A 14,041-nucleotide genomic window follows, 5' to 3' on the forward strand; every position below is an offset into this window, starting at 1 on the left:
GTACTTGGATTTAGCAAATTGAAAAGCCTTTTTTTATTGCTGAGATATCTCTTTCATTATTTTTTGAAAAAAACCATGGAACGTTTTGGGTGGTACCATAGGTGAAAATATGTGACCTATAGATTTTTGGATTATTTCCTTTTCAAAGGTCTTTTCCTGTAAATTTTGTAGTGTTTTCCTCAAATCCTCAAAAGTCCTCACTTCATAATTATAAGGGTTATCTCCTAAAAGATGCTCCATATATTTTGAATAGTATCCTTTGATATCTATTGACACATTGGGAGTTCCCAAAGCTAAGCTTTCCAAGGCACAAGTTGAATAAACAGTAATATGCACATCACAAAACTTTAAAAGTTCATATGTGTTAATGTCTTCCGCAATCAATAAATTTATAGGTCGATCTATATGGGAGAATGAGTTTAAAAGGCGAGGCTTAAACAAAAAGCATATGTTGGGAATCTCATTGCTCACCTTCTTGATCATTCTTAACAGCTCGGTATCCGTTGTCTCCAACTGCCCCGTAACACAGACCAAGGTCCCATATTGTTCCTTTAAACCACTCAATTTTGGTGAGATGGTTAGATGTTTACCTACTTCTTCCAAAAAGGAATATCCATAATCCAAAACATGGTTTGGCCCCACTAAATGGCCTTGCGAAACAATATTGCTGAAATATTTACCATAACTCAGAAAAAAATCGGGCATTAACTTTTTAGACTGTTTTGCCTTAAAAAAATAAGCTCTATGTCCTTCTGTGATCAAGCCGTGTTGAAGCTCTATTACTGGAATATTGTATTTTTTTGCCGCGCTTATCAGCTCAAATTGAGAATAGTAGCAAACTACGAAAATTGCCTTGGGTTTAAGCATTCGCATTAAGGCTCCATATATGAAACTTCCCGCATAAATTCTGTGATAAACCTTTTTGATCATTGACATATCTTCACCCAGATATTCTTCCAACAGATGCAGATTTTCAATTTTTGGGGGTCTTGTTAACTTAATGGTAAGGAACTGAAGTAAAAAAATCCAGGACATCCCTACCAAATGTTCTCCTTGATGCAATTTGTTTTGTTTTGTCCTCCCTTTAGGAATTGGGTTTTCAAAAAGCACATAGTTATCTATATATTTTATCAATCCGGTGGTAACCCTATCAAAGGACAAATCATTAATGTAATACCTTCTTTCAGAATTGGTAAATACCCAATAAGGTGATTTCTTGAGTTTAGATAAGGATATAAGGTCTGCCGCAAGGCTTTTCAACAATATCCTTATATTAGAGAGATTTGCCGTTTTAACGACTTTCATCTCATCTACGAATTCAATTCCGTAACTCTTTATGATAGGCCAAATTGAAACCCCTTTATGGCCAATCTTTTCAACAGCAACATTATTTTCAATTTCTTCGAACAATTCCTAAACTCTTTTTTTAATTAAAGCATAAACTTCATTCCATTTCAAGGTAATATACCTTGGTTTTGTCTGATGTGCTTTCCCCCTGCGTCAAAAGAAGCTTTGGTTTTGGCCCTGTAAAATGGCTGATTGAAGGAAGCCAATTTGGGCGGGGCACTTTTGGAACCAATACAGTGTCTATATTGTGGTCCTGGGATATTTTGAAAACGGTGACAAAAGAGTGTTTCTGCTCTGTTCCCCACAACTCATTTCGGTTGTATTTCTCTTTTTCAATGCTTGTGGCCGCAACCCATAGTTCCCCTTTATCGTTAAAAGTAATAGAGGCGGGGCAATAGTAAACAGCGTTTAAATCGGCATCTTTTGTTATCTGAGTAGTATGCCATTGGCCGCTTGCCATATAGGCCAGAAAAAGTCCAGAATTGAACATTTCTTCCTTTGAAAACACAAAATACGGGTCTATTCCATTCTTTAAGACGATGTTACTGATCCCATGGTTTGCCTTGACCCTTTTAATGTCCAAACCTCCAGAAATAATCTCCAAATCCTTTGGATAAGCCGGAGTTGGAATATTCTTGTTTCCAGAGTACCATGTCTCTCCATCATCTTTTGAATAAATATGGCTGACAAAATAAGACCCCCCGTTTCTTTTGTCCGTAAATTCCAATTTGTAATTTCTGGGAAGCATCTCATAGTTTTTAAAGGAGATATGGATAGTCCCATCATTAGCCAAAGCGATGGATTTATTCCATCTGGTATAGCCATTCTTAATAGTAAGGTTTTTAGGGTTGTCCGCGGTATAAAAATCCTTCCAGAAAATATAATTTGATCTTACCAGTTCCTGGCCATTAGACCAGTCTTTTCCTTTTTCCTTTGTAAAGAGGTATAGCCCCCAAGGACCTCTGCTAATGCTATGCCTACCCAACAGGTATAGTTTGTCTTCTTTGGAAATTACAAGGGAGGGGTAGGTCATGTTACTTCCAACTGAAATTCTTTCTTCCCATGAATCTATCTGCTCTTTCTCAGTGGAACTTCTATAGTAAAATGGGCCAATATGTGGACCATATGCTATGTGCAGATATCCTTTACTATCCACAACAATGGATCCGCCCCCATGATTATCTTCAACCTTGTCAATGGCAGTTGGTTTGGACCATTTTCCTTCTTCTTTGTCAAATCTTTTGACTTTAATGAGGTACTCCCCATTTTCAAAATCCAAATACGTAACAAAAACAAAATTTTCAGTCTCTGCAATCTTGTTGGAATCTATATAAGCTGTTGCTCTGGAGGATCCGTCGGTGGATAAAAGAATTGGTTTAAGGGTTGGGGATGTTGTTTTAGATTGTGCCATACAGCACCCCACAACACTCAAAAAGATTAATCCCATTTTTCTCATTTTTTCAAACAATATTGTCTGTTCAGTAATTATTGCTTCAAATGGCCGTCCAACCTCCATCAACTGCAAGGTTCTGACCTGTTATATATTTTGCTCCATCTGAAAGTAAAAAAGATACCGCAGGTGCAATATCATCCGGATTTCCCATTCTTTTTAAGGGAACTTTATGTTCATATTGCTCCACAAACCTTTCGTTTTGATAGTCAAAAATTCCGCCAGGGGAAACACAATTGGAACGTACATTGAATTTGCCAAAATAGGATGCAACATATCGACTGAAATTTATCAAGCCCCCTTTAATGGCAGTGTATGCTGCAGGAGGAAACAAATTTGTGTTTTCATAAACAGTAAAATCATTTCCAACAATGCCATATATTGAAGCTATGTTGACAATGGCTCCATGCCCCTGTTCTTTCATTATCTTAAGTACTGGTTTGGAAAGGGCAAAAATCCTGCTCAACTGCATATCGACATTTTTACTAAAAGACTCGTTTGGGATGTTTTCAAAAGGGGCGCTCCAGTCTTTCGTTCTTGGATATGCATTGTTTACCAACCCATCTATTCTCCCGTATTGATGAACAACAATATCAAGTGTTTGTAAGATAGATTCGTCCGAAGTGATATCAAAATGAATAGTGTTCAGTTTTAAATCAGTGTCCACACCGATATCAAGATTTAATGCTATGCCACCTTTACTTTGGATATCCTCCATGATTGCCTTACCAATTAACCCACTGCCTCCTGTTACCAATATTACTTTGTTTGATAATATCATAAAATATACTTTAAAACCTCTATAGCCTCAGAAGGAGAATTCATGGGTTGAATCCCATTGTCAAGGCAATTTAGAAAATACAATAATTGTTCCTTATATGATGAAAAAATGGATGGATTCTGTTCTTCGAACAATAGTTTGTTATTACAGATATCATATACTTTACTTTGTAGAAAATCTACAAATAGTGTGTCTTTTTCCCTAACAATCTCTAAAGTTCTTTTGGGATCCTTTCTATAATAATTCAGTACAATTTGCGCTTGAAAACCTTCATATTGAAATAAGATGTTTGAAGAATCAATACTCGATATTTCCAAATTGGAAACCTTCCTGTTGTTGATTTTAGAGTTGTTTGGCATGCCAAACAAATAAATTAGATAATCGGGTTCGTGAATCAAATCAATATGCACCCCACCTCCCATATCTGCCCTTGAACTATAAACCATCCTATAATCCATGCTTGGTCTCCAATTAGGTAAGTACGATCCACAATATGCATTCACCTCATTCACTTTTGATTTGTCCATTTCCAAATGTTTTTTAAGAAAAATAATAGCTGGGTGAAACCTAAAATTGCACGCCACATACATCGGAACATTCAATTTACCCATATTCTCAAAGGTTGATATTTGATCTCTATTAATCAACATTGGCTTTTCTATCATAATAGGCTTTCCCAGTTCTGCCAGTTTGATTATATGTTCCAAATGCAGTGAAGATGGACTCGCAATAATAATAAAGTGGAATTTATGCTCCTTTAATTTGTCCCAATCAAATAAATTTCTTATCCCTGGATTATGGCCTGCTTTTTTTGAAGACCGCAAGGCGAAAATTTCAACTTTAGGATCAATTTCCCTTAAGACATAGACATGCTTTTTGGCAATTGATCCAAATCCTACTATGAGCACCTTCATAGTTCAATGTCTAATTTTCCTTCAGTTATTAGATACTCGAGAAAATCAAAATCAAGAGGCTCGTCCAGATCAAAACAAATATGTTCCATTAAATAAAAAAGACTTTTATTGGTAACAGCAGCGCCAAAACCTGCATCAAAAAAACTTCTTCTGTATATATAAAAGGATGCATTCATGTCATAAACCTTAGGTGCTGTTTGTCTGGAAAGACTATTGCTATGTTTTACCAAACTGCAATACCCATCATCACTTTGTTCAACAACATTAAAATATGGGTTTTTATGAGGCCTAGAAACCGAAAAGATATTATATGCTTCTTTCTTTTCCATCAGTTTGTCCATGGCCTCAGTAATGTCAAAAATTGTTCTTAAGGGTGATGTAATGTCCAAGTCTAGAAGGAAATCATACTTTTTGTTTCGAGATTCTTCTTCATATAAAAGCACATCCCTTAAAACATCTATCTTTCCAACTGTGTCTCCAGCCAAAGTTTCTGGTCTAACATACTTAGTGTGTAGACCATACATTTCGGCTACTGATTTGATTTTGAAATCATCAGTGGATAGAGATATATCTGTGTTTTCAAATGTTTCCATAATTTTTTTTGCGTGTTTTATGGTATATGCAATCAATGGTTTCCCACAAATTTCTCTTATGTTCTTTCCCGGTATTCCTTTAGAACCTCCCCTTCCACAAATAGTAATCAAAATGCTCATTAAAATTGAATTTGTTTTATGTCAATCTGAGCTTTCTTAAAGTCCTCGGGCTTTCCAATATCAAGCCAATACCCTGATAGTGGATAAGATATCACCTTCTTTTTTTGCTGTAAAAGTGTTTCCATTAAATCTGTTGCATTATAGAATTTTTCTTTTGGCAAGTATTGGAGTGCCGACTTTTTAATTAAGTAAATGCCCCCATTTGAGTAGTAAGTGTAGGTTGGTTTTTCGCGGAGATTTATAACATGACCATTACTGGTTTCAAGCACACCATAGGGTATATCCACAAGATATGGTATAGTTACAACAGATAAGTCAGCATCCTTGTCCAAAAAATCCAAAAAGAAATGTTCGTAGTCCAAATTGGTCAGTATATCAGAATTGGTCAACAAAATGTAATCGTGTTCAAAGTTTTCAATTTTTGATACTGCCCCTATGGTTCCCAAAGGTTTCTCTTCCCAGACATAGTCAATCCTAATGTTGCGTTCTTTGCCATTTCCAAAATATTCCTGAATCTGTTCACCTAAATATTTCAAGGATATCCAAAAATCATCAATGCCATACAGGGCCAGCCTCTCAAGATTGTGTTCAATGATGGGTTTTTCCCCAACCCTTAGCAAAGGTTTGGGAATATCATCTGTAAGTGGTCTAAGCCTGCTCCCACGGCCACCTGCCATTATAACGGCATCTATAGGCAAATAAGACCTTAAGCGTCTAAAATTGATTATGTTCACTATTTGGCTCTCACCATTAAGTACTGGAAGTATCTTTAAGTTTTTTTCACGGTATTCTATAATTTCCTTAATGTTCTGCTCCCCTTTTTTAACAAATCTAGGGTTGGGTTGGATTACTGAATCCACTGGATCTTCTATTGAAATGCCCCGGATCAACCCCCGTCTAATATCTCCGTCCGTCAACGAACCTATTAATTTTTCATTCGCGCCAACTACAAAAAGTATGGCGTCGCTGGCAAGTACGTCCAGTCTGACCAAAGCTTCCTTGATCTTGCTTCCTGATAGGATAAGATGGTCTTTATATTCTCTCAATTGTACTGTTTTTAAGATCGTAAAATTGCTTCTGGACAACACTGAAATCAATTTTTCTCAATGTATTCATAATTTTCGAGGTTGCCTCTCCATCGCCATATATGTTTTCCTGTGTTGTAATTCTTGATAAAAATTCGTTGTCTTGGGCCATTTCAATAGCCTTGGATATTTCATTGTAGGTTGGTGTACAATTGATTACACTTTCAGGCATTAATCTACCTTTTTGACGATCACCGATATTTATGGTAGGTATCTTAAAATATGGAACCTCCAAAACTCCACTTGAAGAATTACCGATTACAAAATCCACATGCTGAAGGGTTGACAAATAACGGAGTTGACCCAGTGATGCGAAGCCTACTGCTTTGTGCTTATTTTTGTTTACAAAATCATCAATCATTTGATTGATGATTCTTCCTCCCTTGTCAGAATTTGCCTTTGTAAAGATTAAGGTGCAATCCGATATTTCATCCAATGCCAACAAAAGATCTCTGAATTGCTGTTCTGCTGTAAAGTTTTCCAAAGTAACTGGGTGAAAGGTAACAACTACTGACTTTTTATTGAATTTTACTCCAATATAATCCTCTATTTGTTTTTTTGATAGGAGTTTCAGCTTTTTTATACTATCAATGCCAATTGCACCGACATTAAAAACCCGAGAAGGGTGTTCCCCCATTTGAATTATTCTCTTTTTGTAGCTTTCTGTTGAGGTAAAATGAAAATGACTCATTTTGGTTATTGCATGTCTTATAAACTCATCATATGCCCCTTCTGTGGTTTCTCCTCCGTGTATGTGTGCAATTGGAATCGATGCTACCATGGCTGCTGTCACAGCAGCCAAAATTTCGGTGCGGTCCCCTAGAACAATAACTATATCTGGCTTCATCTCATCAAACACATCCGCATATTGTATTAGTGCCCTTCCCATAGATTTGGCTATGGATTTAGCGGAATCCCCATCAAGGCCATCCTCTATTTTAACGTCAATAACTAAACCATCTGCTTCAATTTCTTTATATGTATTCCCAAATTCGGGCATAAGGTGCATCCCGGTAACAAGCAGTTTAAGCTCAAACTTTATGTCTTCCCTAATCGCAAAAATCAACGGCCTTAAAAGTCCATATTCTGCTCTTGTTCCTGTTACAATGGCCACTCTCTTCATATTAGATCGTCCTCATTGTAGTTCTTGGCTGCTGTGGTCCCTATAATTTCATCCCATTTCATTGGTGAGATACCACTGCCTGGTCTTTTTACAGTAAGATTTTCGTCGGTGAACACCTCTCCCTTTTTAATGGCTTTCATTGCAACAATGCTCTTTCTTGCAACAATTTTATTCTTTAGTTCACTAGGACTTGGTTTCTTTTCCCCATTCCCAATTGCTCGTTCTATGTTTCGAATGGATTTCACCATTGCCTTGAGTTCGCTAGGTTCTAGTGAAGCTCTATGGTCTGGCCCCTTCATATTCCGATCCAATGTAAAATGTTTTTCTATGACTTTGGCTCCAAGAGCAACGGCGGCAATTGGAACTTCGATTCCCAATGTATGGTCCGAATACCCTACCGAAACCTTTAATGCATTGGCTATTGTAGTCATTGCCATAAGATTGACATCTTGCATTGGTGTTGGGTATTCTGTATTACAGTGTAGCACCGTTATATCCGATTTATTTGCGCCAGCATCTTCAAGTACCTTCAGTGCATTGGATATTTCCATTAAGTCTGCCATTCCGGTTGATATTATAATTGGTTTGCCCAATCCTCCTATTTTTCTCAGATATGGCAAGTTCGTTATTTCACCTGAAGGAATCTTAAAGAACTCCATCCCCAAACCATCAAGAAAATCGATGCTCTCCTGGTCGAATCCAGTGGACAGAAAATTTGTTCCTTTTTTCTTAGAGTAATCAATGAGTTCAAAGTGCATGCTCTCGGTCAATTCAAGTTTCTTGAGCATGGAGAGTTGGGATTCTGATTCATCATTGGTGTTCTCCTTTTGATAAATTGCTTTTTCTGCATTCTTGCTGGCTAAACTTGTTGCCTTGAAAGTCTGGAACTTTACATAATCGACCCCGGCATCTGAGGCTACATCAATCAATTTTTTTGCGATTTCAATTTCACCGTTATGGTTAACGCCTGCTTCTGCTATTATGATTGTTTTTTCCATTAATTATTCGATTTCAATTTTTTGCCAACCCGAAGTTTGCCTTCATACTCCAATACCTCAATGAATGAATCCTTTGTTTTTACAAGGAAGGTGCCTTCTTGGGTCTTACATAATATCTGCCCTGGTTTACCTTTATAATTTGGCGCATTTGGCACGAGTGCAACTCTATTGATTTTAATTTCGTCTGCATCCAAAAAAGTTCTAGCGATAGGGCCTGGTCTACAAATGGCCCTAACAAAATTGAACAATTCTCTTGAGGTTTGATTCCAATCTATCAACTCATCTCCTACAGTTCGAATTCCACAATACATACCAATGGGGTGAATTGTTTCCTGCTTTATACCCTCTACTGGTCCATTTTGAAACTTCATTACTGCTTCGAACAAAATTTCTGCGCATTCCTTATGGGCTATCTCCAATAATGTTTTATATGTGTCCTTATCAGTTATGGGGTAGGTTTTTTGTAAAATAATATCTCCAGTATCTATTCCTTGGTCAACAAAATGTACCGTAATGCCAAATTCATTTTCATCATTAATTAAGGCCCAATTTAGAATATTTCGCCCTCTATAAAATGGCAATTTGCCCGCATGACAGTTTATTGTAGTGTATTTGGGGAGGGTGATTATTCTATTTCTAAATATTTGATTAAAGCTCATCGAAACAAATAAGTCACAACCATAGGACGTAACTTTTTGAATATACTCATCTGAATTTACATTTGGTGTAAGCAAATAATCTATCCCATATTTTTTTGAATATTCTTTTAACTGGTTGTCACTGGTGTCAAATCTTGGAGTAATAAAAGCAATTTCCAATAGATTACTTTCTATCATTTTCTCAAATGCCAAATGTGACCATGGTCCATCAGCAAAATATCCGATTTTAAGCTTTTTCATTAATACAATTATATTGTTCTATGACCTCCTAATTCTTAATGGTCAATATTATCCTCTAATATGTTTACAACAACTTGTTTCTGTTTTGTTGAAATCCGTATATATGTTTATGATATATCATAAAGCCCTATCTAACGCTGCTTGGTATATTTACCACCCTATCTTCCAACCATTCTGCATTATCCAGATTGGCCTTTTGGGCATTTTCAAACATTTTCACCCTGCTCATCAATTTCCATATTGGTCTGGTCATGATTCCTTGGTTGTTGGTCTCTTGCAAGAACACATTGCGGTCTTCCAATGACTTAAGAACAACAGCATTTAACCAATGGTTCGATACAGATTCTTTTGAACCTTGTAAAAACTCCATGGGCTTATCCTCAAAAAAGGACTTATAATCCATGGCCAGCTGTCGTTTTCTCATTAAAAATTCTGGTAAAGCCTCTATTTGTGCGCATCCTAAAGCTGCATTGATATTGGGCATTCTATAATTATACCCAATCATATCATGATTATATTCCCAAGGGTGGTTTACTTTTGCTGTAGTGGTAATGTGCTTTGCTTTTTTTGCCAAGTCCTCATTATCTGTAACAATCATTCCGCCACCGCCGGTTGTTATTATCTTATTTCCATTGAAACTAAATGCTCCAAACAGGCCAAAAGTCCCAGTGTGTTTGTCCTTATAATAACTGCCAAGCGATTCTGCGGCATCTTCAACCAAAGGTAGGTTATACTTTTCGCATACTTTTACTAGTGCTTCAATATCTGCAGAAAACCCAAATGTATGCATTGGTACCACAGCTTTAATCCGCCTTTTGGTGTGCTTATTAAAGCATTCTTTTTTTCGTATCTCTGTGTTTTTGCGCAAAAAATCCTCGAGCTTTTCAGCAGAAAGGCCGAGGGAATTTTTATCTACATCCACAAAAATGGGATGAGCCCCAATATAACTTATTGCATTGCATGTGGCAATAAATGTGAGTGGTTGGGTTATGACCTCATCATCCATTGAGACTCCGGACAGCATTAAAGCTATATGAAGAGCTGCTGTGCCATTTACAGTTGCAATAGCATATTTTGCCCCGGTGAACTCAGCAATTTGTCTTTCAAAATTATCTACAAAGGTACCTACGCTTGAAACAAAGGTAGAGTCAATACACTCATCAACGTACTTTTTTTCATTTCCCAAAAATCTAGGTTCGTGGAGTGGAACAAATTCTTTTCCTTTGTACAGCTCCCTAATGTGGGTTATTACATCATCATATTTTCCCATTACATTTTGTTATCGAGATATTTTCCGGTCTCCAAATGGTCAAAATCAGGAATCATCTCCCTAAATAAATCCACGATTTCCTGTTTGCCCCATTTTTTTTGTGCTTTTATTTTTTGGATCTGTTTGGTGAAAAAATTGAGTTCTTCCTCTCTATATGCTGCTTCGTTCTTAATTATTCCTAAGTTCTCAAATCTTGCAAGATCCAAAGTTTCTTTTGAGGTGAAAAATTCTTCAAAGTCTTTTTCACCAGTCGTGTCACTTGACACGAACAAACATGGCCATTTTCCCTTCTCTGGAAGCTTTTCAACAAGCTCTCTTGCCTCGTCCTCACTCTTGCATATAAATGCCTCGTAGCCGAGGCTTTTCAGGTATTTAATTGCAATATCGGAAAACGTAATTAAATGAAGTTCCTCACTGAGCTTAGGGAAAAATATATCTCTGTTTTCACCAAATATACAAGACATCAAGCATAACTCACCAGATTCTTTAGGGGTCACAAAATATCTTTTTACATCATTCGGAGCAACAATAGGCTGTTGCTTTTTAATACGTTGATCAAAACCATGAAGCAATGAGCCATCAGAGAAAGCAACATTGGCAAACCTTGCAGTTGATATTTTGATTTGCTCGCTCCTTCGCATCAAGAACATTTCCATAATTCTCTTAGAAGCCCCCATCATGTTAACCGGGTTTGCTGCCTTATCGGTTGAAACACAGAAATATTTTTTTGCTTTCTTTGTTATGGCTTGCTTTAGGGTTTTTTCTGTGTTGAGAATATTGACATTGATCATCCTCATTAATGTGTATGGATCTTTCTCACTCCTAACATGTTTTAATGCGGACAAATTTAAAACATAGTCGTACTTTCCGTCATTTTCAATAAACATGTCGTACTCTTCTGATGAGATATCCAAGGCAAATGTTCTAAAATCTCCTTCTATATATCCATATGAGCTTCTAATATCTCTAACCAATTCCACCAAGTTGTTCTCACTAATGTCAACAACATGCAGCTTCTTGGGACCTCTCTTAAAGATTTCTTTTACTGTTGCCTGTCCTATAGAACCCGCTCCGCCTATTACTAGAAAAGATGAAGAAGAAACAATTTGACCTAATTCTTCTTCTTGCTTTTTAACATCATTAAAGAAAAGTTCTTTGCTTCTACCTATTAAACTCAGTATTTCCATTATTGATTACATTTTTATGAATGCAAAAATCTGAATTAAACATTAAATAACGGTGTTCCAACGTAATTCATTTAGCCTTTGTCCAGTCTTTTTTGTAAAATTTAAACCTAAACACTTAACATTAGGTGTCAACTGGTTTATCCCTTAAAAAATTCTAGTTGTATCATTTTTAGCTTGATTGTTTGGTGTATGTAATTCTTTTGCTCAAAAAATATTTCATATGAAAGAACTACATTTAAAGAAATTGACTTGGGAGCGTTACAAATGTTGGATATATATTCTGAAAATATATTTGGGAAGTAGTATTTTCTTTTTTGACGGCAGCTAGAGAAATAGTAGAAAGTCTCAATTTATTAATCCCACAAAGTATTTTGCAAATAGAAGTGGAGTGGCTTTCTGATCAATTATAGACCAGGATCAAAAAACAAAGCCGCTCCCCTCGAAGCCCTAAAAGATGCGAAATCAGCAGTGCGATTTGTAAGAGAAAATGCTTCCGCGTTTAGGTTTGATAAATACAAAATTATAGTGCCGGGAGTATCAGCTAAAGGTTAATAGGTCTTTTTTTGATAAATGTACCCAATATCAAAATCATCACTTAAAGTGCTTGAAATATTTAATGCCCTGGCCGGATATTTAGATGACTCTATAAGAACTTTTTTGTCATTTGTATGCTCAACAATGGATTGATATTGCTTCACCAATGTTTCTTGATAAAAATCGTCCGCACCAAACAAATAGATTCTTGCAAAATTGGTGTGGTATTCATTTTTATTGAAAACCTTATTCAACTTTGCATAATCCTCGCTCGATTTTTTGTCAAACGTGGTTTTTATGCCTTTCCAAAGTGTATCGACCTTGCTACCTTCTTTTCTTATGGGTGCTATTCCATCTCTTTTGAAAAAGCGGTTTATTTCGCCCAGGCTAATTGCCCCTGAACAATTGCCCAAGACAATATCCAATATGGTGGTTCCGCTTCTACCAGCCCCCAGTATATATATTAGCCTTTTCTGTTTCAAAGTTAAACCACCATTCCCGCTGCCACTGTCTCGTTGGTAGCATCATCAACCAAAATAATACTTCCTGTGGTCCTGTTCTCACGGTAAGGGTCTATCATCAATGGTTTTGTGGTTCTGATACGCACCTTGCAGATGTCGTTCATGGACATCTCAGTATCATCGGAACTCCGATTCAAGGTGTTGATATCTATTTTATACAATACCTCCGTTATCATCGCCTTCTGCTCGTTCGAGGTGTGTTTAATGGTATACTTTGCCCTTGGTTTTGCCGGACTGTTGTTCAACCAACAAAGCATCACTTCAATGTCCTGTTGTGCCTCCGGTTTGTTATTCGAGCGAACGATCATATCCCCTCTGCTGACATCAATATCATCCTCCAGGGTAATGGACACGGACATGGGTGCGAATGCTTCTTCAACTTCACCTGAAAACGTATCAATGGACTTGATTTTTGATATAAAGCCAGAAGGCATTACTGTAACTTCATCACCTTTTCTCAGCACACCACTTGCCATCCGTCCTGCATAACCACGATAATCCCTGAATTCATCACTTTGGGGCCTTAAAACGGTCTGCACGGGGAATCTGGCATCCACTTTGTTGGTGTCGCTGCTAATGTGCATGGTTTCCAAGGTGTGCAAAAGAGGGGCGCCTTGGTACCAGTCCATGTTTTCGGATCGGTTTACCACATTGTCTCCCAACAGAGCGCTTATCGGAATAAACCGCACATCTGTTACAAGTAGTTTGGATGAAAACTCCTCAAATTGGGATATCACTTTGTTATAGGCCTCTTCTGAAAAGTCCACCAAATCCATTTTGTTGATACAAACGATTACATGGGGAATTTGAAGCAACGATGCGATGAAGGCATGCCTTTTGGTCTGTTCAATGACGCCGTGTCTGGCATCGACCAAAATAATGGCCGCATTGGCCGTTGATGCTCCAGTGACCATGTTTCGGGTATATTGTATGTGCCCGGGGGTATCTGCAATAATGAACTTTCTTTTCGGCGTTGTGAAGTAACGATAGGCCACATCAATGGTGATGCCTTGTTCCCTTTCATCGCGAAGACCGTCTGTGAAAAGCGCCAAATCCACACCTTCGTGGCCTTTCTTTTTGCTGGTGGTTTCAATAGCCTCCAATTGATCTTCAAAAATTGACTTGGAATCGTATAGCAGTCTTCCAATGAGGGTGCTTTTCCCGTCATCCACACTTCCTGCTGTGGTAAATCGTAAAAGTTGATTGTTGTCCAACATAT

At 37.3% G+C, this 14,041-nt stretch carries 14 protein-coding genes; 1 reads left to right on the forward strand and 13 read right to left on the reverse strand.

Features of this window, described 5'->3' with window-relative positions:
• Positions 1 to 33 precede the first annotated feature (33 nt).
• The 11 genes from A7D14_RS19105 to A7D14_RS19155 form a co-directional block, all read right to left on the reverse strand.
• Complete coding sequence (locus A7D14_RS19105) at positions 34 to 1,410, reverse strand: hypothetical protein (protein WP_067038041.1); 1,377 nt, start codon at positions 1,408 to 1,410, stop codon at positions 34 to 36.
• Between the two features lie 34 nt (positions 1,411 to 1,444).
• Complete coding sequence (locus tag A7D14_RS19110; protein WP_176712454.1) at positions 1,445 to 2,794, reverse strand: BNR-4 repeat-containing protein; 1,350 nt, start codon at positions 2,792 to 2,794, stop codon at positions 1,445 to 1,447.
• A 46-nt stretch (positions 2,795 to 2,840) separates the two neighbouring features.
• Complete coding sequence (locus tag A7D14_RS19115; RefSeq protein WP_067038043.1) at positions 2,841 to 3,578, reverse strand: SDR family oxidoreductase; 738 nt, start codon at positions 3,576 to 3,578, stop codon at positions 2,841 to 2,843.
• The gene (locus tag A7D14_RS19120; protein ID WP_067038045.1) at positions 3,575 to 4,492 is read right to left on the reverse strand and encodes a Gfo/Idh/MocA family protein; all 918 of its coding nucleotides are present in this window, start codon (positions 4,490 to 4,492) and stop codon (positions 3,575 to 3,577) included. Before A7D14_RS19120 ends, A7D14_RS19115 begins: the two co-directional genes overlap by 4 nt.
• The gene (locus tag A7D14_RS19125) at positions 4,489 to 5,205 is read right to left on the reverse strand and encodes a cytidylyltransferase domain-containing protein (RefSeq protein ID WP_067038047.1); all 717 of its coding nucleotides are present in this window, start codon (positions 5,203 to 5,205) and stop codon (positions 4,489 to 4,491) included. The genes A7D14_RS19120 and A7D14_RS19125 overlap by 4 nt, the downstream gene beginning before the upstream one ends.
• Entirely contained in the window at positions 5,205 to 6,251 is a 1,047-nt protein-coding gene (locus tag A7D14_RS19130) for a nucleotidyltransferase family protein (protein WP_067038049.1), read from the reverse strand. The genes A7D14_RS19125 and A7D14_RS19130 overlap by 1 nt, the downstream gene beginning before the upstream one ends.
• A complete protein-coding gene (neuC, locus tag A7D14_RS19135) occupies positions 6,238 to 7,413 on the reverse strand; it encodes a UDP-N-acetylglucosamine 2-epimerase (protein WP_067038051.1) in 1,176 nt (391 codons plus the stop codon). The genes A7D14_RS19130 and neuC overlap by 14 nt, the downstream gene beginning before the upstream one ends.
• Positions 7,410 to 8,411, reverse strand: a complete 1,002-nt coding sequence (gene neuB, locus A7D14_RS19140; RefSeq protein ID WP_067038053.1) for an N-acetylneuraminate synthase — start codon at positions 8,409 to 8,411, stop codon at positions 7,410 to 7,412. The genes neuC and neuB overlap by 4 nt, the downstream gene beginning before the upstream one ends.
• The gene (locus tag A7D14_RS19145; RefSeq protein WP_141673449.1) at positions 8,411 to 9,310 is read right to left on the reverse strand and encodes a methionyl-tRNA formyltransferase; all 900 of its coding nucleotides are present in this window, start codon (positions 9,308 to 9,310) and stop codon (positions 8,411 to 8,413) included. Before A7D14_RS19145 ends, neuB begins: the two co-directional genes overlap by 1 nt.
• A gap of 127 nt (positions 9,311 to 9,437) precedes the next feature.
• Positions 9,438 to 10,580: a LegC family aminotransferase gene (locus tag A7D14_RS19150; protein ID WP_067038055.1), complete on the reverse strand. Its 1,143-nt coding sequence runs from the start codon at positions 10,578 to 10,580 to the stop codon at positions 9,438 to 9,440.
• The gene (locus tag A7D14_RS19155) at positions 10,580 to 11,767 is read right to left on the reverse strand and encodes a UDP-N-acetylglucosamine 4,6-dehydratase (RefSeq protein WP_067038057.1); all 1,188 of its coding nucleotides are present in this window, start codon (positions 11,765 to 11,767) and stop codon (positions 10,580 to 10,582) included. The genes A7D14_RS19150 and A7D14_RS19155 overlap by 1 nt, the downstream gene beginning before the upstream one ends.
• A 399-nt stretch (positions 11,768 to 12,166) precedes the next feature.
• Between A7D14_RS19155 and A7D14_RS20590 the strand changes: the two genes are divergently transcribed.
• Entirely contained in the window at positions 12,167 to 12,319 is a 153-nt protein-coding gene (locus A7D14_RS20590; RefSeq protein WP_409552704.1) for a hypothetical protein, read from the forward strand.
• On the opposite strand, the gene A7D14_RS19160 is transcribed toward A7D14_RS20590, so the two are convergent.
• Positions 12,316 to 12,783: a hypothetical protein gene (locus A7D14_RS19160; RefSeq protein WP_067038059.1), complete on the reverse strand. Its 468-nt coding sequence runs from the start codon at positions 12,781 to 12,783 to the stop codon at positions 12,316 to 12,318. The genes A7D14_RS20590 and A7D14_RS19160 overlap by 4 nt on opposite strands.
• 2 nt (positions 12,784 to 12,785) lie before the next feature.
• Complete coding sequence (gene cysN / locus A7D14_RS19165; RefSeq protein ID WP_067038061.1) at positions 12,786 to 14,039, reverse strand: sulfate adenylyltransferase subunit CysN; 1,254 nt, start codon at positions 14,037 to 14,039, stop codon at positions 12,786 to 12,788.
• Between the last annotated feature and the right edge of the window lie 2 nt (positions 14,040 to 14,041).

Source organism: Allomuricauda sp. CP2A (genome assembly GCF_001683915.1).
In the GTDB taxonomy this organism is placed as follows: domain Bacteria; phylum Bacteroidota; class Bacteroidia; order Flavobacteriales; family Flavobacteriaceae; genus Flagellimonas.